This window comes from Kribbella sp. VKM Ac-2569, from assembly GCF_004216905.1.
Lineage (GTDB): Bacteria > Actinomycetota > Actinomycetes > Propionibacteriales > Kribbellaceae > Kribbella.
Genome location: NZ_SGXJ01000001.1, coordinates 393,127 through 418,384 on the forward strand (window position 1 = coordinate 393,127; position 25,258 = coordinate 418,384).

Annotated in this window: 21 protein-coding genes; 7 read left to right on the forward strand and 14 right to left on the reverse strand. The window is 68.7% G+C overall.

Going from position 1 to position 25,258, the window contains the following annotated elements:
* Positions 1-117 precede the first annotated feature (117 nt).
* The 3 genes from EV649_RS01795 (at position 118) to EV649_RS01805 (ending at position 3,481) form a co-directional block, all read left to right on the forward strand.
* Complete coding sequence (locus tag EV649_RS01795) at positions 118-987, forward strand: helix-turn-helix domain-containing protein (RefSeq protein ID WP_130379815.1); 870 nt, start codon at positions 118-120, stop codon at positions 985-987.
* A gap of 10 nt (positions 988-997) precedes the next feature.
* Complete coding sequence (recQ, locus tag EV649_RS01800; protein WP_130379817.1) at positions 998-2,833, forward strand: DNA helicase RecQ; 1,836 nt, start codon at positions 998-1,000, stop codon at positions 2,831-2,833.
* Between the two features lie 78 nt (positions 2,834-2,911).
* Positions 2,912-3,481: a dihydrofolate reductase family protein gene (locus EV649_RS01805; protein ID WP_130379819.1), complete on the forward strand. Its 570-nt coding sequence runs from the start codon at positions 2,912-2,914 to the stop codon at positions 3,479-3,481.
* 2 nt (positions 3,482-3,483) lie between these two features.
* Here EV649_RS01805 and EV649_RS01810 read toward each other — a convergent pair whose 3' ends face one another.
* A complete protein-coding gene (locus tag EV649_RS01810; protein WP_130379821.1) occupies positions 3,484-4,635 on the reverse strand; it encodes a serine hydrolase domain-containing protein in 1,152 nt (383 codons plus the stop codon).
* Between the two features lie 19 nt (positions 4,636-4,654).
* The gene (locus tag EV649_RS01815) at positions 4,655-5,524 is read right to left on the reverse strand and encodes a LysR substrate-binding domain-containing protein (RefSeq protein ID WP_130379823.1); all 870 of its coding nucleotides are present in this window, start codon (positions 5,522-5,524) and stop codon (positions 4,655-4,657) included.
* Between the two features lie 100 nt (positions 5,525-5,624).
* Here EV649_RS01815 and EV649_RS01820 point away from each other — a divergent pair, with 100 nt between their 5' ends.
* Positions 5,625-6,326 carry an SDR family oxidoreductase gene (locus EV649_RS01820; RefSeq protein WP_130379825.1) on the forward strand — a complete coding sequence of 234 codons (702 nt, stop codon included), beginning with the start codon at positions 5,625-5,627 and terminating at the stop codon, positions 6,324-6,326.
* A gap of 1 nt (position 6,327) precedes the next feature.
* Here the strand turns inward: EV649_RS01820 and EV649_RS01825 are convergent, their stop codons facing one another.
* Together EV649_RS01825 and EV649_RS01830 are read right to left on the reverse strand one after the other, a co-directional pair.
* Positions 6,328-6,699: a VOC family protein gene (locus EV649_RS01825; RefSeq protein WP_130379827.1), complete on the reverse strand. Its 372-nt coding sequence runs from the start codon at positions 6,697-6,699 to the stop codon at positions 6,328-6,330.
* A gap of 127 nt (positions 6,700-6,826) precedes the next feature.
* Entirely contained in the window at positions 6,827-8,329 is a 1,503-nt protein-coding gene (locus tag EV649_RS01830) for a DUF3352 domain-containing protein (RefSeq protein WP_241997658.1), read from the reverse strand.
* On the opposite strand from EV649_RS01830, the gene EV649_RS41410 reads away from it, so the two are divergent.
* On the forward strand, positions 8,324-8,719 hold the full coding sequence (locus EV649_RS41410; protein WP_241997659.1) for a hypothetical protein: 396 nt from the start codon (positions 8,324-8,326) through the stop codon (positions 8,717-8,719). The genes EV649_RS01830 and EV649_RS41410 overlap by 6 nt on opposite strands.
* Here EV649_RS41410 and EV649_RS01835 read toward each other — a convergent pair.
* From EV649_RS01835 to EV649_RS01855, 5 genes are all read right to left on the reverse strand, one after another.
* Entirely contained in the window at positions 8,716-9,336 is a 621-nt protein-coding gene (locus tag EV649_RS01835) for a hypothetical protein (RefSeq protein ID WP_241997660.1), read from the reverse strand. The genes EV649_RS41410 and EV649_RS01835 overlap by 4 nt on opposite strands.
* A 33-nt stretch (positions 9,337-9,369) precedes the next feature.
* On the reverse strand, positions 9,370-12,918 hold the full coding sequence (gene dnaE / locus EV649_RS01840) for a DNA polymerase III subunit alpha (protein WP_130379833.1): 3,549 nt from the start codon (positions 12,916-12,918) through the stop codon (positions 9,370-9,372).
* 193 nt (positions 12,919-13,111) lie between these two features.
* Positions 13,112-13,429 carry a hypothetical protein gene (locus tag EV649_RS01845; RefSeq protein ID WP_130379835.1) on the reverse strand — a complete coding sequence of 106 codons (318 nt, stop codon included), beginning with the start codon at positions 13,427-13,429 and terminating at the stop codon, positions 13,112-13,114.
* On the reverse strand, positions 13,426-15,060 hold the full coding sequence (locus EV649_RS01850) for an alpha-amylase family glycosyl hydrolase (RefSeq protein WP_130379837.1): 1,635 nt from the start codon (positions 15,058-15,060) through the stop codon (positions 13,426-13,428). Before EV649_RS01850 ends, EV649_RS01845 begins: the two co-directional genes overlap by 4 nt.
* Before the next feature lie 106 nt (positions 15,061-15,166).
* A complete protein-coding gene (locus EV649_RS01855) occupies positions 15,167-17,479 on the reverse strand; it encodes a LuxR C-terminal-related transcriptional regulator (protein WP_130379839.1) in 2,313 nt (770 codons plus the stop codon).
* Positions 17,480-17,538: 59 nt separating this feature from the next.
* Here EV649_RS01855 and EV649_RS01860 point away from each other — a divergent pair, with 59 nt between their 5' ends.
* Entirely contained in the window at positions 17,539-18,333 is a 795-nt protein-coding gene (locus EV649_RS01860; protein WP_130379841.1) for an alpha/beta hydrolase, read from the forward strand.
* On the opposite strand, the gene EV649_RS01865 is transcribed toward EV649_RS01860, so the two are convergent.
* The 4 genes from EV649_RS01865 to EV649_RS01880 are packed head-to-tail and all read right to left on the reverse strand — an operon-like array spanning position 18,330 to position 21,125.
* Positions 18,330-18,935: a Type 1 glutamine amidotransferase-like domain-containing protein gene (locus EV649_RS01865; protein WP_130379843.1), complete on the reverse strand. Its 606-nt coding sequence runs from the start codon at positions 18,933-18,935 to the stop codon at positions 18,330-18,332. The two genes, EV649_RS01860 and EV649_RS01865, sit on opposite strands and share 4 nt — an antisense overlap.
* A complete protein-coding gene (locus tag EV649_RS01870; protein WP_130383474.1) occupies positions 18,932-19,840 on the reverse strand; it encodes an RluA family pseudouridine synthase in 909 nt (302 codons plus the stop codon). Before EV649_RS01870 ends, EV649_RS01865 begins: the two co-directional genes overlap by 4 nt.
* A 14-nt stretch (positions 19,841-19,854) precedes the next feature.
* Positions 19,855-20,466 carry a signal peptidase II gene (lspA, locus tag EV649_RS01875; RefSeq protein WP_130379845.1) on the reverse strand — a complete coding sequence of 204 codons (612 nt, stop codon included), beginning with the start codon at positions 20,464-20,466 and terminating at the stop codon, positions 19,855-19,857.
* Complete coding sequence (locus EV649_RS01880; protein ID WP_130379847.1) at positions 20,439-21,125, reverse strand: TraR/DksA C4-type zinc finger protein; 687 nt, start codon at positions 21,123-21,125, stop codon at positions 20,439-20,441. Before EV649_RS01880 ends, lspA begins: the two co-directional genes overlap by 28 nt.
* 496 nt (positions 21,126-21,621) lie before the next feature.
* Between EV649_RS01880 and ileS the strand changes: the two genes are divergently transcribed.
* The gene (gene ileS, locus EV649_RS01885) at positions 21,622-24,780 is read left to right on the forward strand and encodes an isoleucine--tRNA ligase (protein ID WP_130379849.1); all 3,159 of its coding nucleotides are present in this window, start codon (positions 21,622-21,624) and stop codon (positions 24,778-24,780) included.
* Here the strand turns inward: ileS and EV649_RS01890 are convergent.
* Entirely contained in the window at positions 24,777-25,253 is a 477-nt protein-coding gene (locus tag EV649_RS01890) for a MarR family winged helix-turn-helix transcriptional regulator (RefSeq protein ID WP_130379851.1), read from the reverse strand. The genes ileS and EV649_RS01890 overlap by 4 nt on opposite strands.
* Positions 25,254-25,258: the final 5 nt, after the last annotated feature.

The window sequence follows — 25,258 nt, forward strand, 5'->3', positions numbered from 1 at the left end:
TCTCCTTGCTACACGTGTACGTGGCTACCGATCCTGCCACGCTCGTCCGGATGGCGGTACGCGGGTCCCGGATCCTGGAGGGCCGGTTCTGTCCGTGGCCGGCTCTAGTCTGGATCCATGGCCGGGATGGAGCACCGCACGCGTCCGCTGCACGCTGCGCTGCGCCCGTACGTCGGAGACGTCATCGGGTATGCGTACGACGCCGATCCCCCGGACCTGCACCGCGGGCTGCCGTCGCGCTACCTGACGCTCGTCGTCACGCTCGATGAGCCGCTGGGCGTCGCGTGGCCGGGCGGTCCGGTGGAGAAGTACGACGCACTGGTCGGCGGGTTGCACTCCACCGCCGTGCAGATCGGTCAGACGCCCAGCCGGGCCGGTGTGCAGCTGTCACTCACTCCCGCGGCCGCACGCGTGCTCTTCGGGCTGCCGCCGGGTGAGCTCGCGTCGGCGGTCGTCGGGCTCGACGACGTGCTCGGCCGACCGGCCCGCGAGCTGACCCAGCACCTGCGTGCGGAGACGAGCTGGTCGGCTCGCTTCGATGTGCTCGAGGACATGTTGCTGCAGCGGCTCGGCGCGCGCCCGCATGGTGCGGTCCGTCCCGAGCTCGACTGGGCATGGCAGCGACTGTGCATGTCGGGCGGCGCAATCGGCGTACAGGAGCTGGCGACCGAGGTCGGCTGGAGCCGGCGGCACCTCACCGACCGGTTCACCTCCGAGTTCGGCCTGGCGCCCAAGGTCACGTCCCGGGTGCTGCGCTTCGAGCGCGTCACCAGCTACCTGCGCCGGCATCCACGCACCCGGCTGGCGGAGCTCTCGGCCGCCGTCGGGTACGCCGACCAGTCGCATCTGACCCGTGAGTTCCGGGCGATCGCGGGCTGCTCGCCGCGGCAGTGGATGACCGAGGAACTCCCGGCCCTGCCGGCCGATTTCACCCGTAATCCACAGGGTCCGGCGATCGCGCCAGCATCGTCGGCGCGATCTCACTAAACTCGCCGACGTGAGTGAGACGACCGAGCTGCCCGATTCCGAAGCCCTTCAGGTCCTCCGGCGGGTGTTCGGGTACGAATCCTTCCGCGGTGAGCAGGCCGACATCATCGACACCGTCGTCGCGGGCGGTGACGCGCTGGTGCTGATGCCGACCGGCGGCGGCAAGTCGCTGTGCTACCAGATCCCGTCGCTGGTCCGGTCCGGTGTCGGCGTGGTGATCTCGCCGCTGATCGCGCTGATGCAGGACCAGGTGGATGCGCTGACGGCGCTCGGCGTACGGGCCGGATTCCTCAACTCCACCCAGGATTTCGAGCAGCGGAGAGAGGTCGAGCAGGCGTTCCTGGCCGGTGAGCTGGACCTGCTCTACCTCGCACCGGAGCGGCTCCGGGTCGACGCGACCGTGCGGCTGCTCGACCAGGGCAAGATCGCGCTGTTCGCGATCGACGAGGCGCACTGTGTGTCGCAGTGGGGCCACGACTTCCGGCCGGACTACCTGATGCTGTCCGAGTTGCACGAGCGCTGGCCCGACGTACCGCGGATCGCGTTGACCGCGACGGCGACCGAGGCGACGCATCAGGAGATCGCGACCCGGCTGAAGCTGAACGAGGCGAAGCACTTCGTCGCGAGCTTCGACCGGCCGAACATCCAGTACCGGATCGTCCCGAAGGACAGCCCGCAGCGGCAGTTGCTCGACCTGCTCCGCACCGAGCACGCCGGCGACGCGGGCATCGTGTACTGCCTGTCCCGCAACAGTGTCGAGAAGACCGCGGCCTTCCTGACCCAGAACGGGATCGAGGCCGTGCCGTACCACGCGGGCCTGGACAGCCGGACGCGTGCGACGAACCAGTCGCGGTTCCTGCGCGAGGACGGGCTGGTCGTGGTGGCGACGATCGCGTTCGGGATGGGGATCGACAAGCCGGACGTCCGGTTCGTCGCGCATCTCGATCTGCCGAAGTCGGTCGAGGGGTACTACCAGGAGACCGGTCGCGCGGGGCGGGACGGGCTGCCCTCGACGGCGTGGCTGGCGTACGGGCTGCAGGACGTCGTACAGCAGCGGAAGATGATCGACACGTCCGAGGGCGACCTCGCGCATCGACGGCGGCTGGGTTCGCATCTCGACGCGATGCTGGCGCTGTGCGAGACCGTGCAATGCCGGCGGTCGCAGCTCCTGGCGTACTTCGGTCAGCACGGCGAGACGTGCGGGAACTGCGACACGTGCCTGACGCCGCCGGAGTCGTGGGACGGGACGATCGCGGCGCAGAAGCTGCTGTCGACGGTCTATCGGCTGCAGCATGAGCGCGGACAGAAGTTCGGCGCCGGGCAACTGGTCGACATCCTGCTCGGCAAGGAGACCGACAAGGTCAAGCAGTTCCGGCACAACGAGCTGACAGTGTTCGGGATCGGCACCGAGTTGAAGGACACCGAGTGGCGCGGAGTGGTCCGGCAGTTGCTGGCGCTGCGGTTGCTCGCCGTCGAGGGCGACTACGGAACGCTCGTGCTGACCGAGGAGAGCGGCGAGGTGCTCGGCAAGCGGCGCGACGTGATGATGCGCCGCGAGCCCGAGCGAGTCCGGTCTTCGAGTAGATCGTCGGGCGGGAAGAAGAAGGCGGCGGCCGATCTGCCACCGGAGGCGGCGCCGGTGTTCGAGCGGTTGCGCGCGTGGCGGGCGGCCGTGGCCAAGGAGCAGGGTGTCCCGGCGTACGTCATCTTCCACGACGCGACTCTGCGCCAGATCGCGACCGACCAGCCGTCGTCGCTGGCCGAGCTGGGCACGATCAGCGGCATCGGCGAGAACAAGCTGACCAAGTACGGCGACGGTGTGCTGGAGACATTGGCCGCGGAGTGATGTCGAATCGTGCTCGCGGTCTTCGACGCCTAGGCACAGGTGCGGACCAACCGTGCCCGCGAAGACTGGAGAACGCTCATGTCCTCATCCGTGCTGTTGATGTCGATGTCCGCCGACGGCTACATCGCCGGGCCGGACGACCGGCCGGGCAATCCCGGCGGCGACGACTTCATGCGGTTGCACGAGTGGTACCTGGACGCGGACGGCGAGGTGGGCCGCCCGGACGGTGAGCCTGGCGAGATCTGGGACGAGCTGAACGCCACGGGCGCGATCCTGGTCGGCCGTCGTACGGCGGAGCAGGTCGACTACTACGGCGGCGACCATCACGGCGTACCGATCTTCGTCCTCAGCCGCGACCCGTCACCGGTGGACTACGAGAACGTCCACGTGGTGGGCGACATCGAGACCGCGATGGCGCAGGCCAAGGCGGCGGCCGGCGACAAGGACGTGTTGGTCCACGGCGCGGTCACCGCACAGCTGGCGTTGGCAGCCGGGCTCCTCGACGAGCTGCAGCTCAGCCAGGTGCCGGTCCTGTTCGGCAGCGGTCTGCGACTGTTCGACGTACTCCCCGAACGCGTCGAACTCGAGATCGTCCGCGTGATCGACACTCCCCGGGCAACGCACATCCGGTACCGGGTTCGTCGCTGAGGTCACCTGAGGAGCGGTTGGACGGCCGTCGTCAGGTCGCCCATCGGCCGGCCGATGTGCCGCCCGCCGTCGGCGAGGACCAGCGCGATCGAGAGCTTCTTCTCGGGGATCACGACCAACAGACTGGTGTGATCAGGCAGGTCACCGCCATGACCGTAGGCGTCGCCGAGGCCGAACTGCCGCGTGAACCGCATCGTTCCGAGCCCGTACTCGCCGTCGCCCGCGGTCATCTGGCGGACCAGGTCCGGCGGCAGGATGCGGCCGCCGTACAGCTGGTAACCCCAGCGGGCGACCGTCGGCGCATCGGCGGCGACCCCGCCGAACGGTGCGATCGCGCTGGCGAACGCACGGCACGGGAGGAAGCCGTCAGGCTGCCCGCACGACTCGTTGCGGTCGCCTGCGACCGGCGGCTGCGGCTTCTCCGCATCCTGGAAGGCAAGGTGCCGCAGACCGGCCGGCAGCGCCAGGTCGCGGCGGAGCGCGGTGGCGAGTGGCTGCCCGGTGACCTTCTCGATCAGGAGGCCGAGCAGCGCGTAACTGGGATTGCTGTAGCTGTACGGGCTGTTCGGCACGTTGACTGCCGAAGTGTAGTAGTCCAGCGACTGTGCGAGCCGCCAATGCCTGCCCGGCGCCGCAGCGACCGCCTTGTCCACCCGAGCGACGTCATCCGACTGGAAGTCCGGAACGCCGGACGTCATCGAGAGGTGCTGGCGAACGGTTGCGTTGTTGGCGGTCAGCTTGTGCTGCACGTACCGCGAGAGCGGCACGTCGAGGCTGAGCTTCCCAGCGTTCGCGAGCAGCATCACCTCCGCCGCAAGGAACGTCTTGGTGATGCTGGCAACCGCCATGCTGGTGTCCGGGCGCAGCGGCGTACCGCGGCTGTCCGTGCCGGCCGCGCCCGACCAGGTCCAGTGATCGGTGATCACCGTGACGGTGGCGCCCCGCGAACCGGACGGGCTGTCCGGGAACTCGACGATCCTGGCCAGCACGTCCTGCAAGGCGCCGGCCTTCGCGGGATCGAGAGTCTGCGTGGCCGGGACCGGGAAGGTGCCCACGGAGGCAGGCGTGTCCGGCGCGGGTGTCGGTACCTCTCCCCCACCAGAGCACCCCACCACCGCCGCAATCACCAGGAGGGCGGCTGCGCTCCACCTCATCCCCTGATCATGACACCGCCTATGGCGTCCAAGTGACGGTTGGAGCGAGATCGGCGAATTCGTGCACCAACCGGGAACGCCGGCTGGCGATCCATGCCAGGCAGACCGTGTTCGGGGCGAGGTTGTCGACCGGGACCGTGACCACGTCGGGGCGCTGGTAGAACGTCGCGACGGACAACGGGATGATCGAGACGCCGCGGCCGGCGGCGACGTGTTCGAGTTTCTCCTCGACGCTGCGCAGGACGGGGACCGGCTTCGCCGTCCGGGTGCGAAGCTCGACGGCGATGTCGCGCCATTCCGGTACGGCGTCCGGGTCCTGCAGCAGGTGCTCGCCGGCGAGGTCGGTGATGTCGATGACGGGCTTGCCGGCCAGGCGATGATCGGCCGGGAGCGTGGCGACCCGTGGCTCCTCGAACAGCGGGCGAACGGTCAGCCCGGCCTGATCGATCGGTAGCCGGACGATGCTCACGTCCACTCGCCCGTCGTGCAGTACGTCGACCTGGTCGTCCCACGTGGTCCGGATCAGCTCGATCTCGAGGTCGGGGTGCGTCGCACCGAGCGCGCGGACCGCCTCGGTCACAGTGAGCCCCGGCATGAAGCCGATCGTGAACGTCTTCGAGCCACGCGCGGCGAGCGCGACCCTGCGCCGGGCGGCGTCCGCGGCGGCCAGCAGCGGACGGGCGTCGTCCAGCAACTGGCGACCGGCCGACGTCAGTTCGGTGGCTCGCTTGGTCCGCACGAACAACTGCGCCCGGACCTCGTCCTCGAGTGCGCGGATCTGCCGGGACAGCACGGGCTGCGCGATGTGCAGCCGCTCGGCCGCGCGCCCGAAGTGCAGTTCCTCGGCGACGGCCACGAAGTACCGGAGCTTGCGGAGATCGAGATCCATAATACCTTCAGGGTATTACAGCGACCGGAACAGGTCTTGGACGCCGGCGTCCGGACGGCCGCATCGTGGAAGGGAAATCCCAACCACGAAAGGCAGTTCCGTGACTCTGCAGGACCAACGCGTCGTCGTCCTCGGTGGTACGTCGGGGATCGGGCTCGCGACCGCTGAACTCGCCGCCGCCCAGGGTGCAACCGTGATCGTTGCCTCCAGCAACCCGGAGTCGGTGCAGAAGGCGCTGGCGACCCTCCCCGGCTCGGCCATCGGCGCCGCCGTCGACCTCACCGACTCCGCTGCGGTTGCGGCGTTCTTCACTGGGTTGGAGCCATTCGACCACCTCGTCTTCACGGCCGGGGAGGCGTTGGCGTTGCTCGAGGTCGGCACGATGGACCTCGCCCAGGCGCGGGCGGCGTTCGAGCTGCGGTACTTCGGTGCGCTCGGTGCCGTGAGTGCCGCCGTACCGAAGCTCCGTCCGGGCGGTTCCGTCGTACTCACGACCGGCGCCGCCGCGGACCGGCCCGGCGCCGGCTGGTCGGTCGCCGCGAGTATCTGCGGCGCGGTGGACTCCCTCGTCCGCGCCCTCGCCGTCGAACTCGCCCCGCTCCGCATCAACGCCGTCAAACCCGGTGTCGTCCGTACGCCGTTGTGGCGCGGCGCCCTCGAGTACGACGAGACCGCCCGCCACCTCCCCGTCCAACGCGTCGGCGAACCCGAGGACATCGCCGCCGCCTACGTCTACCTGATGAACCAGCCGTACGCGACCGGCTCGATCGTCAGCGTCGACGGCGGACACGTCCTCGTCTGAGTCAGGCCTGGGAGATGTAGAGGCGGTTTCCGTCGGGGTCGCGGAGGCTGAACATCGGCGGGACGCCTGGCCATTCGAGCAGTTCGTCGGTGTCCACGCCCGCGCCGAGGAAGTGCTCGTGGGCCGCCTTCGCGTCTGGGCTGGCCATCCGGATGCCGGTGTCCACGCCGGCCGGGTTGCCGTCGCTCGCGGGGACAAGCGCGATGCTCGCGGACGAGCCGGCCGGCGCGACCGTGATCCACCGCCCGCCGAACTGCGGCAGCGGCGCATCCATCAGCAACTCGAAGCCCAGGGTGTCGGTGTAGAACGCCACCGCCCGGTCCTGATCGGTCACCGGAACGCCGACGGTCCTGATCTCGCTGATGTGGTTCATCCTGGTTCTCCTTCTCGTGAAGAGGTGCTTTCACCAGGAGGTAGAACCCGATCCGCGGTTTTCGACATCGCCCACGAAAGAAGCCCCGGACGCGGCGGTCCGAGGCTTCTTTTGTGCAGCGTGATTACTACTTCGCGACGACCCGCAGGGTGATCTCCGCTTCGCCGTCGCCGGTGGAGCGGGTCACGATGCCGGCCGAGCGGAGCGCGGCCAGGTCCTTGTCGTCGGAGAACCGGTCGCTGACCGAGCCGGCCGCCTCGAAGTCGACGTACCCGATCATCACCGCGCCCTTGGTGTCGGGCAGCGCCTGCTTGAAGTTCTCGGTCTGACCGAGGTTGCCGCCCTTCAGCACCTGGTCGGCGTAGTCCTTGCTGGTCGAGACGACGAGCGTGTCGTCGTCCTTCGCGGTCTCGATCGGGATGTTGGCCGACGAACGCTCGCGGAGCAGCGTGGTCAGCTTCTGCACCACCGGCTCGGCCTTCGCCGGGTCGGTCTCCATCCGGGCTGCGATCTTCGGGCCGTCGGCGGTGTCCTTGTCGATCGAGACCGACAGGTTCTTGCCGGCCAGGCTCTTCAGGTCCTCCGGGAGCTTGAGGCCGGTCTCCTGGGCGATCTCGTCGATCATCGGCTGGAGTTTGTCGCCGCCTGCCTTCTGCACCTGCGCCCAGGCGGTGTCGATCAGGTTCTCGCCACCGGAGATCGCGATCGCGCCGGCCGTACCGTCCGGCAGCTTCGTGACCAGGTCACCCGCGTCGGCAGCACCCACCTTGACGCTCTTGTCGCCGTGCGCGATGCCCTTCAGTTCGACGTACGACGCGTCGAACCGCAGCGCCACCGCTGCGCTGGCGTCACCGAGACCGGACAGCTGGCCGGAGTCGACCTTGCCGCTGATCGAGGCCAGGCCCTTGGCGTCCGCCCAGCCCGAGATGAAGCCCTGCTCGCCGAGCTTGTCCATGTCCGCGCTGAACTTGGCGTTCTTGGTCAGCGGGTTGTCCTTCGCCGTGGCGACGGCCGAGTCGACGGTCGCCTGGTTCTCACCGAGGATCATGTAGCCGTTGCTGAACGCGCGACCGGGCTTCTCGTCCTCGTTCGCCAGCAGCTTGTCCATGCCCTTGGTCGCGGCGTCCTCGTCCGTGACCTGAACCGCGACCACCGGGACCGGCTCGTCCTTGCCCTCGGTCGGCGGCAGCGCGGCGAACCCGGCGCGGTCACCCAGCCACGGCTTGATGTCCTTGGCGTAGTCGACGTCGGCGAGGTCGTCGCCGGCGGACTTCTTGATCTGCTCGAACAGCTTCTGCTTCAGGTCGTCCTGGTCACTGGTGAGGCCGAGGTTGTCCTTCACCGACGGGAACTTCATCATGAACCGGATCGCCGCGACCTTCTGGCCGGCGGACGGGTTCAGGTCCACGCGGACGTAACCGACCGCGGTGCCCGGCAGGACGTCGGACGGCTGCTTACCGCCGCCACCGAGCTTGCCGTAGGCAAAGATGCCGCCGCCCGCGACCACCAGCACCATCGCCAGTGCGGCGACGATCGGGATCAGCTTGCCGCGCTTCTTCTTCGGCTCCGGCTGCCACTGCTGCGGACCGCCGTACCCGGGACCCTGGGGTGGCTGCCCACCGACATGCATCTGCTCGTACGACGCCTGACCCGGCTGGCCCTGCTGGCCGTAGCCACCCTGACCGTACGGCGCACCGGGCTGAGGACCCTGCGGACCTTGAGGACCGCCGTACTGCGGGCCGCCTTGCTGCGGACCACCGTACTGCTGGCCTTGCTGCGGAGCACCGTGCTGCGGGCCGCCGTACTGCTGGCCCTGCTGCGGGTAACCCTGCTGACCCGGCTGCGGGCCCTGCTGACCCTGCTGGGGCCAGAGGTTCTGCCCCTGCGGGTTCTGACCCTGCGGCGGACCGTACTGCGGCTGCTGACCGCCGGCACCTGGGTACGTGGGTGGTTGGTTCTGGTCGGACATATGCTCCCTCGCTGGCTCCGGTGGCCTCACCGCCGGACCTGCAAAGGCTAGTGGACCGGCGGTCCAGAGTCGGACGCAGCAGGTTGCGAAGTGGTTGCAACCGGGTCCGCGCGCCAGGTGGTAGCCGCGATGATCGCGCACGCCAGCGCGGCGCCGACCAGCCAGGAAGCCGCCGGAGTCCAGGTGTGCAGCTCCAGCGGGGCCGCGACCAGATCACCCGGGTGAGCGGCCCGCAGCCGCGGCTCGAGCGGGTCGTGCCCGAGCAGCATGCCGACACCCCACGACACTCCGGCACCAAGGCACGCACCGAGCGTGACGATCGCCACCGACCAGGGACCGTAGTTACGCAGCCACCAGAACAACGCGGCGCCGAGCACCACGGCCGCCACGAACCCGATCGCGGTGAACGTCCCGTCCGGCCCGAAGATCCGGGTCATCTGCTCCTCGCCCAGCGCGCCACCCTGCTCGTCGACGGTGTATTGCGCCAACGGCGAGAACTGCTGCCACGCCCACCCGGCCACCACTCCCGCGACCAGAAACACCACCACGGTCACCAGAACCGCCTTGGCCCACGGCAATCGAGCCTCCTCCACCACCGGCGCCCCGAACGGGTTGTACGACGGCGATGCCAGGTACGGCGACGACTGGGACGACTCCGGTTGACTCACGACGCCAGTGTGACGCATGGGTTCCACAATCGATCAGCTGGCCAGGCAGGAGGGCCCCAGGAGGGCTTTCAGGTCGGCCATGAGGGATGAGGTGGGGGTTACGCGGAAGCGGTCGCCGATGCGCATCACGGTGGTTTTCTGGCGGGCCTGGAGGCGTAGGTGGACCTCGGTCATGCCGGGGTGGGACGTCAGGATGTCCTTCAGCTGGTCGACGACCGGTGGGGTGCAGCGGTTGACCGGCATCGTCAGGACCACCGGGCCGCTCGGGCCCTCGGTGAGGTCGGGGACGACGACCTCGTCGCCGCTCAGTTCGAGCCGGTCCTCGCGGCGGCGTACCCGGCCCTTCATCAGGATGATCGCGTCGTTGGTGAGCAGGTGCGCGTGCAGCTGGTACGCCGAGGAGAACATCATCACCTCGATCGAACCTTCGAGGTCCTCGATGGTGACGATCGCGTAGATGTCACCGCGCTTGTTCACCTTCCGCTGGACCGCGGTCACCAGGCCGCCGATCGTCACCCGGCTGCCGTCCGGCCGCTCCTCGTCGGCGAGCAGCTGACCGATCGTGCAGTCGCTGCCGTTGGTGAGCACGTGCTCGACGCCGAACAGCGGGTGGTCGGACACGTACAGGCCCAGCATGTCGCGCTCGTGCGCCAGCTTGGTGGCCTTGTCCCACTCCTCGATCTCCGGGACGGTCACGGTCAGGCGGCTGTTGCCCTCGCCCTCGTCCGCGTCGTCGTCGCCCATCGAGAACAGGTCGAACTGGCCGTGTGCCTCGTTCCGCTTCAGGTCGATGGCCTCGTCGACGGCCTGCTCGTGCACCGCGACGATCGCCCGGCGGGCGTGGCTCATCGAGTCGAACGAGCCGGCCTTGGCCAGCGACTCGATCACGCGCTTGTTGCAGACCGGCAGCGGCACCTTGTCGATGAAGTCGACGAAGTCGGTGAACCGGCCCTTCTCCTCGCGGGCCCCGACGATCTCGGCGACCACGTTCACGCCGACGTTGCGGATCGCGGACAGGCCGAAGCGGATGTCGGTGCCGACCGGGGTGAAGTTCGAGTCCGACTCGTTGACGTCCGGCGGTAGCACCTTGATGCCCATCCGGCGGCACTCGTTCAGGTAGATGGCCATCTTGTCCTTGTCGTCCTTCACGGACGTCAGGACGGCGGCCATGTACTCCGCCGGATAGTTCGCCTTCATGTACGCGGTCCAGTACGAGACCAGCCCGTACGCCGCGGAGTGCGCCTTGTTGAACGCGTAGTCGGAGAACGGCAGCAGGACGTCCCACAGCGCCTTGATCGACGCGTCGGAGAACCCGTTCGACTTCATGCCCTCTTCGAAGCCGACGTACTCCGCGTCCAGCACCTCGCGCTTCTTCTTGCCCATCGCCCGGCGGAGCAGGTCCGCCTTGCCGAGCGTGTAGCCGGCCAGGCGCTGGGCGATCTCCATCACCTGCTCCTGGTACACGATCAGGCCGTAGGTGACGCCGAGCACGGGCTCGAGCGCGACCGCGAGCTCGTCGTGCGGGTAGCTGATCTCCTGCTGCCCGTTCTTGCGGAGCGCGTAGTTGGTGTGGCTGTTCGCACCCATCGGGCCCGGCCGGTAGAGCGCCGTACTCGCGGAGATGTCCTCGAAGTTGTCCGGCTTCATCAGCCGCAGCAGCGCCCGCATCGGCCCGCCGTCGAACTGGAAGACGCCGAGCGTGTCACCCCGCGCCAGCAGGTCGTACGTCGGTTTGTCGTCGAGGTCCTTGCTCAGCTTGTCGAGGTCGACCGAGATCCCGTGCGCGGCCTCGATGTTCTTGACCGCGTCGTCCATGATCGTGAGGTTCCGCAGGCCCAGGAAGTCCATCTTGACCAGGCCGAGCGTCTCGCAGCTCGGGTAGTCGAACTGGGTGATGACCTGGCCGTCCTGCTCGCGGCGCATGATCGGGATCAGCTCGATCAGCGGCTCGCTGGACATGATCACGCCGGCCGCGTGCACACCCCACTGGCGCTTCAGGTTCTCCAGGCCGCGGGCGGTGTCGACGATCTTGCGGACGTCCTGGTCGCCCTCGTACAGCTGGCGGAACTCGCCGGCCTCGGAGTACCGCTTGTGCTGCGGGTCGAAGATGCCGGACAGCGGGACGTCCTTGCCCATCACCGCCGGCGGCATCGCCTTGGTGATCCGGTCACCCATCGCGAACGGGTAGTCCAGCACCCGGCCGGCGTCCTTGATCGCCTGCTTGGCCTTGATGGTGCCGTAGGTGACGATCATCGCGACCCGGTCGTCGCCGTACTTCTCGGTGACGTAGCGGATCACCTCGGGGCGGCGACGGTCGTCGAAGTCGATGTCGAAGTCGGGCATCGACATACGTTCCGGGTTCAGGAAGCGCTCGAAGAACAGACCGTGCAGCAGCGGGTCGAGATCGGTGATCTTCATCGCGTACGCGCACATCGAGCCGGCGCCGGAGCCACGGCCCGGGCCGACCCGGATGCCGTTCGCCTTGGCCCAGTTGATGAAGTCGGCGACGACCAGGAAGTACCCGGCGTACCCCTTCGAGACGATGACCTCGATCTCGTAGTCGGTCCGCTTCCGGACGTCGTCCGGGATCCCCTCGGGATACCGGAAGTGCAGGCCGGTCTCCACCTCGGCGACGAACCACGACTCCTCGTTGTGGCCCTCGGGGCACGGGAAGCGCGGCATGAACCGGCCCTCGCCCTCGGTGAAACTCACGTCGCACTGCTCGGCGATCAGCAGCGTGTTGTCACACGCCTCCGGGAAGTCCTTCCAGACCTCGCGCATCTCGGCCGCGGTCTTGACGTAGAACTCGTTCGCGTCGAACTTGAACCGGTTCGGGTCGGACAGCGTCGAGCCGGACTGGACGCACAGCAGCGCGGCGTGCGCGATCGAGTCCTCGGGCTTGGTGTAGTGCAGGTCGTTGGTCGCGACCAGCGGGAGGCCGAGCTCCTTGGCCAGCTTCAGCAGGTCGCCCTGGATGTTCCGCTCGATGCCGAGGCCGTGGTCCATCAGCTCGCAGTAGTAGTTCTCGCGGCCGAAGATGTCGCGGAACTCCGCGGCGGCCTCGACGGCCTCCTTGTACTGCCCCAGCCGGAGCCGGGTCTGCACCTCGCCGGACGGGCAGCCGGTGGTCGCGATCAGGCCCTGGCCGTACGTGTTGAGCAGCTCGCGGTCCATCCGGGGCTTGAAGTAGTAGCCCTCGAGGCTGGCCAGCGAGCTCATCTTGAACAGGTTGTGCATGCCGGAGGTGTTCTTCGCCAGCAGCGTCATGTGGGTGTACGCACCCGAGCCCGAGACGTCGTCACGGCCGGCGTTCGCGTCGCCCCACTTGACCCGCTTCCGCTCGCTGCGGTGCGTGTGCGGCGTCAGGTACGCCTCGACGCCGATGATCGGCTTGACGTCGTACTTCTTCGCGGTCTTCCAGAACTCGTAGGCGCCGAACACGTACCCGTGGTCCGTGGTCGCGATCGCCGGCATGCCCATCTCCTGGGCCGTCTTGAACAACTCGTCGATCCGCGCGGCGCCGTCCAGCATCGAGTACTCCGTGTGCACATGGAGATGCACAAAACTGTCGCTGGACGCCATATCGACGCAGACCTCCCAGGGCGCGATTCAGGTGGACCAGCACAGCCTATGCGGGCCCGGGGACAGTTCTGAATCGGCTCACCGTCAAGCCCGCCACCGCCCGCTATCCGGGCGCCCCGAACGGGGTGCGACAAGGGGTGGAGCGGCCGACCTGGCGTCGAGCAGGGGTCTCAGGGACGCCAGGTCAGCCGGTTCAGGGGGTCGCTGCCGCGACCATCACGTGCACCGCGCCGTGGTGCTCCAGGTCTCGTCTCATCACCTGGAGACCGCCGTCGGTCAGGTGCTGCGGGGTCGGCACCACCACGACCCAGACGTCGTTGTCGCTGCGGACCTCGTCCAGCAGCGCCTCGAACGCGGCCGGCGCGGTCCGCGGGTGTTCGAGATAGACGGTGCCGAGGGCGAGCCCTTCGGCCAGGGCGAACGCCGCCAGGTCCACTTTCACCGCGGCGATTTCGTCGGCGGTCGTCTGCACGCGTGCCCGGATGTAGCCGAGAGCCAATGGACGCGTCACGCCTCGGCCTCCAGCAGGATCCAGGCGGCGCTGTTCGGGGGGAGCTTCTCGCCGGCCTCAGGGTTGCTGGCGAGGAGCAGGGGGCCGTCCACCGGGTTGCAGACCGGCTTGGGCGAGCAGTTGACGACGCAGGCGAAGCCGTCGCCGCGGGTGAACGCCAGTACGCCGGGCTCGGTCGGCAGCCAGCAGAAGTCGTCCGACCCGAGTGCGGGCAGGCGGTGGCGCAGAGCGAGCGCCTCCCGGTACAGGTGCAGCATCGAGTCGCCGCGGTCGAGCATCCGGTCCACCGCGTGCTCCGCGAACCAGTCCGGCTGCGGCAACCAGGTCGTACCGGCCGAGCCGTCCGGTGAGAAGCCGAACACGTCGTGCTCCGCCGTCCATGGCAACGGGACGCGGCAGCCGTCTCGTCCTCGCCGGACCCCGCCGGTGCGGTGGAACATCGGATCGGTGAGCAGATGCTCCGGCAGATCGGTCACCTCCGGCAGGCCGAGCTCCTCACCTTGATAAAGGTACGACGATCCCGGCAGCGCCAGCATGAGCAACGCGGCAGCCCGGGCCCGGGCCAAGCCGAGGTCCAGATCGCCGGGTCCGGCGCCCGGTGCACCTCCGGCATACCGGGTGACCGACCGCGGCATGTCGTGGTTGTTCAGCACCCAGGCGACGGAGGATCCGGACCCGGCGATCGTCTCGAGCCCCCGGTCGATCACGTCGTACAGCGCCGGCGCGTCCCAGGCGGCGCGGAGGAACTCGAAGAAGAAGGTCTGGTGCAGCTCGTCCGGGCGCTGGTAGCGCGCGAGCTGCTCGGTGTCGAGCAGGCCGACCTCGCCGATCAGGACCCGTTCCCGGCCGGTCCGCTGCGTGTACTCCTCCGCGACAGCTCGCCAGCTGCGCCACACGTCGTGCACCTCGGGCTGGTTCCAGGTGTGCGGGTTGATCGGGTCGCCGGTCAGCTCGTCGTGGCCGGCGTGCTCGTGGTCCGGCAGCCCCTCGGCCTTGTGCAGCCCGTGCGCGACGTCGATCCGCAGGCCGTCCGCGCCGCGGTCGAGCCAGAAGCGCAGCACCTCCTCGAAGTACGACGAGACCTCGGGGTGCCGCCAGTTGAAGTCGGGCTGCTCGGCGGCGAACGTGTGCAGGTACCACTGGCCGTCGGGGACCCGCTGCCAGGCGGACCCACCGAAGATCGACCGCCAGTTGTTCGGCGGTTCGTCGCCCTGACCGTCCGCGAAATGAAAGCGGTCCCGCTCCGGGCTCCCGGGACCGGCCGCGAGCGCCGCCAGGAACCAGTGGTGCTCGATGGAGCAGTGGTTCGGCACGACATCGACGATCACCTTGAGGTCGAGGCGATGGGCGTCGCGGACCAGCCGGTCGAAGGAGTCCAGCGTCCCGTAGTCCGGGTGGACGCCGCGATAGTCCGAGACGTCGTACCCGTGGTCGTGCAGCGGTGACGGGTAGAACGGGTTCAGCCACAGCCCGTCGACGCCGAGGCTGCGCAGGTACGGCAACCGGGCCCGGACACCGTCCAGGTCGCCGATACCGTCACCGTCGGAGTCCGCGAAGCTGCGCACGTAGACCTGGTAGACCACGGCGCTTCGCCACCAGTGCAGCGGTGGGCGACTCGTCTCGGCAGACATCCAGGACCTCGGCAACGGTGTGAGGGGCAACGTTGTCAGCAAGGATTGCCAGACCCGGCACCGAAGGCATCGGGACACCTACGTATTTCGGTACGGAGAGAGCGCTCTACCGGTCGGGGTGTTCGGCGAGCCAGCGCCCGACCTGCGCACGGGAGGCGAAGCCGAGCTTGCTGAGGATGTGCTCGACGTGGGTCTCGGCGGTGCGCTGGGAGATGACCAGGCGAACGGCGATCTCCCGGTTGCTCAGCCCATCGCCGATCAGGACCGCGATCTCGTACTCGCGGCGCGTCAGCCGTCCGGCCATCCCGGGCTTCGCCGTCCGTTCGGGCTCGGTCTCCTCCCCCAGCGCCAGCGCGACAGCCCGCTCGAAGGAGTACGCCGCGCCGCGCGCGAACGCACTGTCGAACGCGGCGTCGCCGATCGCGCTCCGGATCCGCGCCTCGGTCCGGTCGTCGAACTGGCTGTACGGCGTGGTCTCGTCGACATGCGCACCGCTGGAGCGCCACACGGCCCGCGAGGCCCCCATCAGGCGAGCCGCGTTCTCGTCCGGCGCCGCGGACCCGCCGCACCAGGACAGCGCCTGCACGCAGAACCCGATGCCGGTGCGGTCGTTCAGCGGCTGCCACAGCCGGATCGCTTCCCGGAGCGACCGCGTCGCCGCCGCGACCTGATCGTGATCACGCCATTGCACGATCCCGACGCTCCACAGCGCGTACGCCTTCGACGACTCGGCGCCATGGGCCACGGCCAGGTCGTACGCCGCCCGGCTGAACTCCCCGACCCGCGGATCCCCCAGGAAGAACGTTGCCGCAGACAACAGGATCAAGACGTCGAACTCACCGAGCGAGTCCCCGACGGCGCGATAGCCGGCCAGTGCCGGCTCCAGGCGGTCGATGGCTCCGGTCAGATCACCCTGGTAGATCGCCGCGTGCCCCAACACCTCCGCGATCCGGGCCCGCAGCCAATCATCGTCGTACCGCTCGGCGAGCTCCTCGCACTCGGTCAGCAACCGGCTGAGCTGATCCGCCTCGCCGAGGAACATCGCGAGGTAGCTGCCCGCCCACAGCCCCATCGCCCGGACCCGTGTCTGCTCCGGCGCGGCATCGAGCGCGCGGGTCAGATAGCGGTGGCCCTCGCGCAGGAAACCGGCGAACCAGAAGTTCCAGATCGGGGCCGCGATCTCCAGCGCGGCCGGGCCCTCGCCCGGCTCGGCCAGGCAGAAGTCCAGCGCGGCCCGCACGTTGTCGTGCTCGCGCCGCATCCGCAGGTACCAGTCGCCCTGCCGCGGGCTGAAGCTGTCCGTCTGCCATTGCGCGGCCAGGGTCCGGTAGTGATCGCGGTGCCGGAGCCGGTACTCGCGAGTCCGGTCGGCCAGTCGCAGGCCGCCGTACTGGCTGATCGTCGTGAGCATCTCGTACCAGGCGGTCGGGTGCGCACCGGCCGTACGGCGGGTGATGATCGACTTGTTCAACAGGCCGGCGACCAGGCCGAGCACGTCGTCGCGGGCGATGCCGTCACCCGAGCAGACCTCCTCCGCGCCCTCCAGGTCGAATCCGCCGGAGAAGACCGACAGTCGATCCCAGAGCATCCGCTCCGCCGGCGAGCACAGGTCGTAGCTCCAGCCGACGGCAGCGTCCAATGCCTGTTGCCTCGGCGGGCCGGCCGATCGCCCGCTCGTGAGCAGCCTGAAACGGTCCTCGAGCCGATCGATGATCTGCGACAGCGACAAGGTCCGCATCCAGACCGCCGCGAGCTCCAGCGCCAGCGGTACGCCGTCCAGCCGCCGGCACACCTCGATCACCTGGGCCCGGTTGGTCTCGTCGATCACGAATTCGGGCAGCACCGCGCGGGCCCGATCCGTGAAGAGAACCAGTGACTCGTACTGGTCGGCGTCGGCCGCCGGGGCCTCCTCGGGTGGCGTCGACAGCGGAGGCACCGACAGGACTTGCTCGCCTTCCACTCCGAGCACATGCCGGCTGGTGGCGAGAATCCGGAGCTGGGGTGCGGCCGCGAGCAGCTTGCTGACGATCACGGCGCACGCCTCGGCCACTTGCTCACAGTTGTCGAGCACCAGCAGCAGGTGCTTGTCCTCCAGGTACTCCGCGAGATCCGCGGTCGGATTCGCCGAGACCTGACTCAGCTCGAGCGCATTCGCCAGCGTGAGCCCGAGCAGACCGGCGTCCCGCAGCGCGGCGAGTTCGACGAACCACACGCCGTCGGCGAACGTACGCCGTACCTCCGTGGCCATCCGGAGCGCCAGCCGGGTCTTCCCGACCCCACCGGAACCGGTCAGGGTCAGGAGCCGGCTGCTCGACAACAGTCGCCTGGTGGCAGTCAGCTCGCGACGCCGCCCTACGAAACTCGTCAGCTCGGCCGGCAACCGGCCACGAGCCGACGCCGCCGGCTTCGACCCCGCCATGCCTCAGCGTAGGCCGGATCGGCGCTGTTGAGACCGGCTCAGGGCGCACACTGAACAACATGGTGCGGTTGGGGCTGATCGCGGTGTCGGTAGTGCTGTTGCTGCTGGCTCTGACGTGGGGCTTCCAGAGGCAGCTGATCTACCTGCCCGACACGTCGGCTGTGACCGCCAGAGCAGGTGTCGAGGACGTGGTGCTCGAGGCGAGCGACGGCGTGCGACTGGGTGCTTGGCTGCTACCTCCTCGAGCACCTGACCGTGGCGTCGCCGTACTGGTCGCCAACGGGAACGGCGGGAATCGGGCCGGGCGGGCACCGCTCGCGCAAGCGCTGGCCGCGCAAGGGCTGACCGTGTTGCTGTTCGACTATCGCGGGTACGGCGGGAACGACGGGAGCCCCAGTGAGGAAGGTCTCGCGCGCGACGTGCGGGCGGCGCAACGGTATCTGGGCGAGTACGGCGTACCGCCTGAGCGGACCGTGTACTTCGGTGAGAGCCTCGGGGCTGCTGTGGTGACCGAACTGGCGTCCGAGATCCCGCCGGCAGGGCTCGTACTGCGTTCGCCGTTCGTCGATCTCGCGTCGGTGGGACGGGAGCACTATCCATTTCTCCCGGTCAGGCTGTTGCTGCGGGACGAGTTCCCACTGGCGGAGCGGTTGGCCGGTTTGAAGGTACCGGTCGCAGTGGTCTACGGCGGCTCGGATTCCGTCGTACCACCGGAGCAGAGCCGCTCCGTGGCCGAGGCCGCGCCGGTGCTGAAGGATGTGGTCGAGATCCCCGGAGCGGACCACAACGACACCTCCTTGGCCCATGGGCCGGAGGTGATCGCGGCCGTGGTCAGGCTCGTCGATCGGCTCTAGACGAGTTCTCGATGGTCGCCGTTCACGACGAGCGCCTGGCCATCGCGCATCTTCAGGTGGGGTACGCCGGTTCGTTCGTACAGGGCAGCCACCTTGGCCAGCAGTTCGGTTTCGGGGTGGCCAGGTGAGTCGAGGTGGGGAACGATCGCCTGGTCGAGCACCCCGAGGCCGTCGAAGGTGACCTCACCGTCCACCGCCGTCAGGTCGTCACACAGCTCGAGACCTCGCAGGCTCGGCGCGAGGACGCAGGGTCCGGCGCTGTACCCGGCGTACACAAGCTTCTCGGTGCGGATCAGCCCGGGGAGGACCTGGTCTGCGCCGGAACGTGCCATCGCGGCACGCAGCACGAAGACGTTGCCGCCGCGGACCCACACGCCGTCGTACGTCGTGAAGTCGGCCGACGTCCGCAGGTCGAACTCCTCGGCACGCAGGCCCAGCTCTGTCAGCCGGCCGATCTCATCGGCGACCTTCTCGCGACGTACCGCGGGATCCTCCGCGTCGATCGCGTTGCAGCTGACGGCGACGCGGGCAGCCGGTGGGAGGAGGGCGACCAGATGTTCAGGGTGATCGCCGAGGCGGAAGGACGAGAGGTAGAGCTTCATTGAGCGTCGACGAGGAGGTCCAGCGCCTGGTCCAGGTCTTCGGGGTACTTCGAGGTGAACTCGACGTACTCGCCCGTGCCGGGGTGGTTGAAGCCGAGGCGCATCGCGTGCAGCCACTGGCGGGTGAGGCCGAGGCGTTCGGCGAGGACCGGGTCGGCGCCGTACGTCAGGTCACCGCAGCATGGGTGGCCGATCGCCGACATGTGGACGCGGATCTGGTGGGTGCGGCCGGTCTCGAGGGTGATCTCCAGGAGGGTCCCGTACCGGAACGCCTCGAGGGTCTCGTAGTGCGTGATGCTCGGCTTCCCGCCGGCCACCACGCCGAACTTGTAGTCGTGGTGCGGGTGCCGGTCGATCGGCGCGTCGACCGTACCGGTGAACGGGTCGGGATGACCCTGCACGAGCGCGTGGTAGATCTTCTTGACCGTGCGCTCCTTGAAGGCGCGCTTCAGGACGGTGTAGGCGTACTCGGTCTTCGCGACCACCATCAGCCCGGACGTCCCGACGTCGAGCCGGTGCACGATGCCCTTGCGCTCGGCCGCCCCGCTCGTGGAGATATTGAAGCCCGCGCCGGCCAGGTGCCCGATCACGGTCGGGCCGGTCCACCCGGGCGACGGGTGCGCGGCGACGCCGACCGGCTTGTCCACGACGACGATCTCGTCGTCGTCGTACACGATCCGCAGGTTGTCGACGGTCTCCGGTACGACGGTCACCTCGGACGGCGGCGCCGGCAGCTCGACGTCGAGCAGGACACCGGCCGCGACCCGGGACGACTTCGGCGCCGTGGCGCCGTCGACCTGGACCAGGCCGGACTCGATCAGCTCGGCGGCCTTCGTCCGGGAGACACCGAACAGCCGCGACAGGGCGGCGTCCAGCCGCTCCCCCGCGAGACCGTCGGGAACCATCACGGTCCGGGAGGTCACTGGCGGTGCTCCCTCGTCCCGTCGAGCCTGATGCCGCGCAGCGTCTGGATCACCAGCAGTACGGCGGCTGACGTCACCGCCATGTCCGCGACGTTGAAGATCGCCCAGTGCGGGGTCTGCAGGAAGTCGACCACGTGCCCGTGGAACGGCGACGGCTCACGGAAGATCCGGTCCAGGATGTTCCCGACCGCACCGCCGAACAGCAGCCCGAAAGCCACCGCCCAGCCCATCGACCCGAGCTTGCGGGACAGGTAGACGACGCCGAGCGCCACGGTGATCTGGACCGCGCTGATGTACGGCGTGTAGCCGGCACCGAGGCTGAACGCGGCACCGGAGTTCCGGATCAGGTTGAACTTGAGCAGCGAACCGATCACGTTCACCGGTTCCCCCGGCGTCAGATGCGCCAGAGCGAGCGCCTTGGTCACCTGATCGAGGAGCAGGACCAGCAGCCCGACCCCGCCGAAGAGCACAGTCCATTTCCGGGAGTGCCCGGCCGGCGACGACGGAGAACCGGCCGACGGGTCGTCGGCCGGTTCCGGTGAGTCTGCGTCCCCCACCTGGTGGGACGAGGCGGCGTCGTTCAGCGGCGTTCCTGGCGTTCTTTGCATGAGACGCACAGTGTCGCACGCGGGAACGCCTGCAGCCGACCCTTGCCGATCGCGTTGCCGCAGTTGTCGCAGACGCCGTACGTGCCGTCGTCGATCCGGGTCAGCGCGAACTCGATCTGGTTCAGCATGTCGCGGGCGTTGTTGGCCAGCGTCAGCTCGTGGTACCGCTCGAGGGTCGTGGAGCCGACGTCCGCCTGGTCGTTGCCGGCGCCGTCGCTGCCGTCCCGGAACAGGCCCGCGATCTCCTGCTCGGCGTCCTTGATCTCCTGCTTGAGGTGCTCGACCTCACCCTCGAGCTCCGCGCGCAGCTCGGCCAGCTCGGCAGCGGTCCACGGGTCCTCGCCCGGCTTCACCTTGAAGGTCTCGGCCGTGTGCGCTGCGGACTTCGCCGGCGCCGTCGCCGGGGTCCTGTTCTCGTTCGTCTTCATGGCCACCCTCTTCGTCGGAGCTTTCTTGGCAGGGGTCTTAGCCGCTGTTTTCTTGGCCGCGGTGGTCGATGACGACTTCTTCACCGCGGAGGTCTTCTTGGCCGGCGAGGTCTTCGCCGCACCGTTGCGAGCCGTCGCCTTCTGGACCGGTTCGGACTGCTTGCCGGCGGCGCTCTTCTTGGCCGCGGCAGAACGTTGGGGGGCGGACTTCTTCCGTGCCGATGTAGCCATGGTCAGCTACCCCCTGCCTTCCGTCGGAGACTGAAGCGGACTGGTCGCAAGACAGTAGGCCACCCGAACACCGCGTGCCAGCCGACTCGCAGACCGTGGACATACGGTAGTCGGTTCTTCAAGTCCGCTCGATGTTCCGCGCGTCACAACCGCATTGCGGACGTCACTGTCCGTAACAATCTCTCTCCCCCGACCGCCCTCGCAGCAGAATTGTCTTACCCGGACGCTCGCCGCACCAGTCATTAACGATTCGTAGTCACCCCGTACGACGCCGTACACTGATGACCGCGAACCGCAAGGCACTGATGGGGCCATCACCCCGGAGCCGCCGGAAGAACAGTCCGTAGGGACCTATTAGAACCGGCAGCGAGTCGTCAAGGAAGTGGGTGACCGGACTTTCGGTCACCAAGGAGGGTGGTACCGCGCGGTAGCCAGGCGACAGGCCCGGCACTTCGTCCCTCGTCCAGTGGCAAGGACGGACGAAGGACGCAGAAAGATGGCGGCAGCGCATCACCCCGGCACCCCGTGGCGGCAGGTTCCCGCCCAGGTCGACTTCCCCGCGCTCGAGCGCGAGGTGCTCACCCTCTGGGACGAGCACGACACCTTCGCCAAGAGCCTCGAGCAGTCCGTCGGCGGTCAGCCGTGGACGTTCTACGAGGGTCCGCCGACCGCGAACGGCATGCCCGGCACCCACCACATCGAGGCCCGCGTCTTCAAGGACGTGTTCCCGCGCTACCGGACCATGAAGGGGTTCTGGGTCGAGCGCAAGGCCGGGTGGGACTGCCACGGCCTCCCGGTCGAGGTCGCGGTCGAGAAGGAGCTCGGCTTCAACGGCAAGACCGACATCGAGGCGTACGGCATCGCCGAGTTCAACGCCAAGTGCCGCCAGTCCGTGCTGCGGCACGTCGACGCGTTCAACGAGCTCACCACCCGGATGGGCTACTGGGTGGACCTCGAGCACCCGTACAAGACGATGGACCCGGAGTACGTCCAGTCGGTGTGGTGGTCGCTCAAGCAGATCCACGACAAGGGCCTGCTGGTCGAGGACTACCGGATCACGCCGTACTGCCCTCGCTGTGGCACCGGCCTGTCCGACCACGAGCTCGCCCAGGGGTACGAGACCGTCGTCGACCCGTCGGTCTACGTCCGCTTCCCGCTGACCTCGGGTCCGCTGGCCGGCCAGGCGTCGCTGCTGGTCTGGACGACGACCCCGTGGACACTCGTTTCAAACACCGCGGTCGCCGTACACCCAGAGGTCGAGTACGTCGTCGCCACCGACGGCACCGAGTCGCTGGTGGTCGCCAAGCCGCTGCTGGACCGGCTCGGCGAGGGCTGGACGGTCACCGGTGAGTACGGCGGTCGCGAGATGGAGCGGTGGACGTACCAGCGGCCGCTCGAGCTCGTGCCGTTCGACGAGCCGGCGCACTACGTCGTGCTGGCGGACTACGTCACCACCGAGGACGGCACCGGTCTGGTGCACCAGTCCCCCGCTTTCGGTGCGGACGACCTCGCGGTGGGCCGCGCGTACAACCTGCCGGTGGTGAACCCGGTGGACACCACGGGTCACTTCAACGCCGACGTACCGCTGGTCGGCGGGCAGTTCTTCAAGAAGTCCGACGAGGCGCTGGTCAAGGACCTGAAGGACCGCGGCCTGCTGTTCAAGCACGTGCCGTACGAGCACCCGTACCCGCACTGCTGGCGCTGCCACACGCCGGTCATGTACTACGCGCTCCCGTCCTGGTACATCCGCACCACCCAGGTGAAGGACGCCCTGCTCCGCGAGAACGAGAAGACCAACTGGTACCCGGACTCGGTCAAGTGGGGCCGGTACGGCGACTGGCTGCGCAACAACATCGACTGGGCCGTCTCCCGCTCGCGCTACTGGGGTACGCCGCTGCCGATCTGGCGCTGCGGTGAGGACCACCAGGTGTGCGTCGGATCGCTGGCGGAGCTCGGTGAACTGGCCGGCCGCGACCTGAGCGCGACCGACCCGCACCGGCCGTACGTCGATGACATCACGTTCGACTGCCCGACCTGTGGCGGCGAGGCGCGGCGCGTGCCCGAGGTGATCGACGCCTGGTACGACTCGGGCTCGATGCCGTTCGCGCAGTGGGGCTATCCGTGGGCGGAAGGTTCGAAGGAGAAGTTCGCGGAGACCTACCCGGCGGACTTCATCTCCGAGGCGATCGACCAGACCCGCGGCTGGTTCTACACGCTGATGGCGATCGGCACGCTGGTGTTCGACGAGTCGTCGTACCGCAACGTCGTCTGCCTCGGGCACATCCTCGCCGAGGACGGCCGGAAGATGTCCAAGCACCTGGGCAACATCCTGGAGCCGATCCCGCTGATGGACGACCACAGCGCGGACGCGGTGCGCTGGTTCATGGCCGCGTCCGGGTCGCCGTGGAAGGCACGCGGCATCGGGCCGAACGTGCTGAACGAGATCGTCCGGAAGGTGCTGCTCACCTACTGGAACACGGTCGCGTTCCACGCGCTGTACGCGCGGCTGGCCGATTGGTCACCCGCCGACGCCCCGGCGGTCGCCGACCGCTCGGTGCTGGACCGCTGGCTGGTCAGCGAGACGCACCGGCTGGTCCGGGACACCGACGAGGCGTACGCCGCGTTCGACACGCAGCGGCTCGGTCTGCTGATCAACTCGTTCGTCGACGTGCTCTCGAACTGGTACGTCCGCCGCTCGCGCCGCCGGTTCTGGTCCGGTGACGCCGGAGCGCTGGCCACCTTGCACGAGACGCTCGAGGTCCTCACCCGGGTGATGGCGCCGTTGACGCCGTTCGTCACCGAGCGGGTCTGGCAGGACGTGTTCCGCCCGGTCACGTCCGACCTGCCCGAGTCGGTGCACCTGACGAGCTACCCGACGTACGACGAGACAGTGATCGACGACGTATTGGCGCAGCACGTGTCGATGGCGCGGCGGGTCGTCGAGCTCGGCCGGTCGGCCCGCGCCGAGGCGAAGGTGAAGACACGGCAGCCGCTGGCCCGCGCACTGGTCGGGTCGGCCGCGATCGCGGACCTCTCCCCCGAGCTGCTGCGGGAGATCGCCGACGAGCTCAACGTGGGCACGGTCGCGCCGTTGTCCTCGGCGGGCGCGGATCTGGTCGAGTTCTCCGCGAAGGGCAACTTCCGGGAGCTCGGCAAGCGGTTCGCCAAGCAGACCCCGGTGGTTGCGGCGGCGATCGCCGCTGCCGACGCTGGCGCGCTGGCTGCCGCGTTGAAGGAGTCGGGTACGGCGACTGTCGTGGTCGACGGCGAGGACGTCCAGGTCGGTGAGGCCGAGGTGCTGGTGTCCGAGCGGCCGAAGGAAGGCTGGTCGGTGGTCAACGAGCAGGGCGAGACCGTTGCCCTCGACCTCGAGGTCACACCGGAGCTCAAGCAGGCCGGGCTGGCGCGCGAGGTGGTCCGCACCCTGCAGGAGGCTCGGAAGAACGCCGGCCTCGAGGTGTCGGACCGGATCAGGGTCTGGCTGACCTCGACCGACCCCGAGCTGACCGATGCCCTCGGCAAGCACGCCGACGAGATCGGCCGCGAGGTCCTCGCTGTCGAACTCACCCAGACGCCGCCGCTCGACACGCCGGCCGACGTTGCCGAAGGCACCGAAGAAGACCTGCAACTCACCTACTGGCTCACCAAGGCCTAACGAGGTGGCCGGACGGCGCGGGCCCGCAACAACGGGCTCGCGCCGAGCCGGTCGATCAGCTCCACAAGCAACAACCGCGCCTGTTCGACGCGGTCGTCACCCAAATCCTTACGAACCTCTGCGTCGATGGCCGCGCGGTGCTTGCGGGCGGCGGCGATCACGGCCTGCCCGCGGTCGGTGAGGACGACCTGGCGGGCGCGGGCATCGGCCGGATCCGGCCGGCGGCTGACGTAGCCGCGGCTCGAGAGGTCGGCGACCGACTTCGAGGCGGCCTGCTGGGTCACCCCCAGCTTCTCCGCGAGTGTGCTGATCGTCACCGGCCCGCCGACCAGATGCTGGAACACCACACCGTCCGCGAAGCGCGAGTCCGCGAACCCCTCAGCCGCGAGCCGTCGCTGCAACTCGTCCGCGAGCGCCCAGCCGGCGAACAACGAGGCCAGGGACAGATCGGCGTCAGCGGGATCGAACTCCATGACCC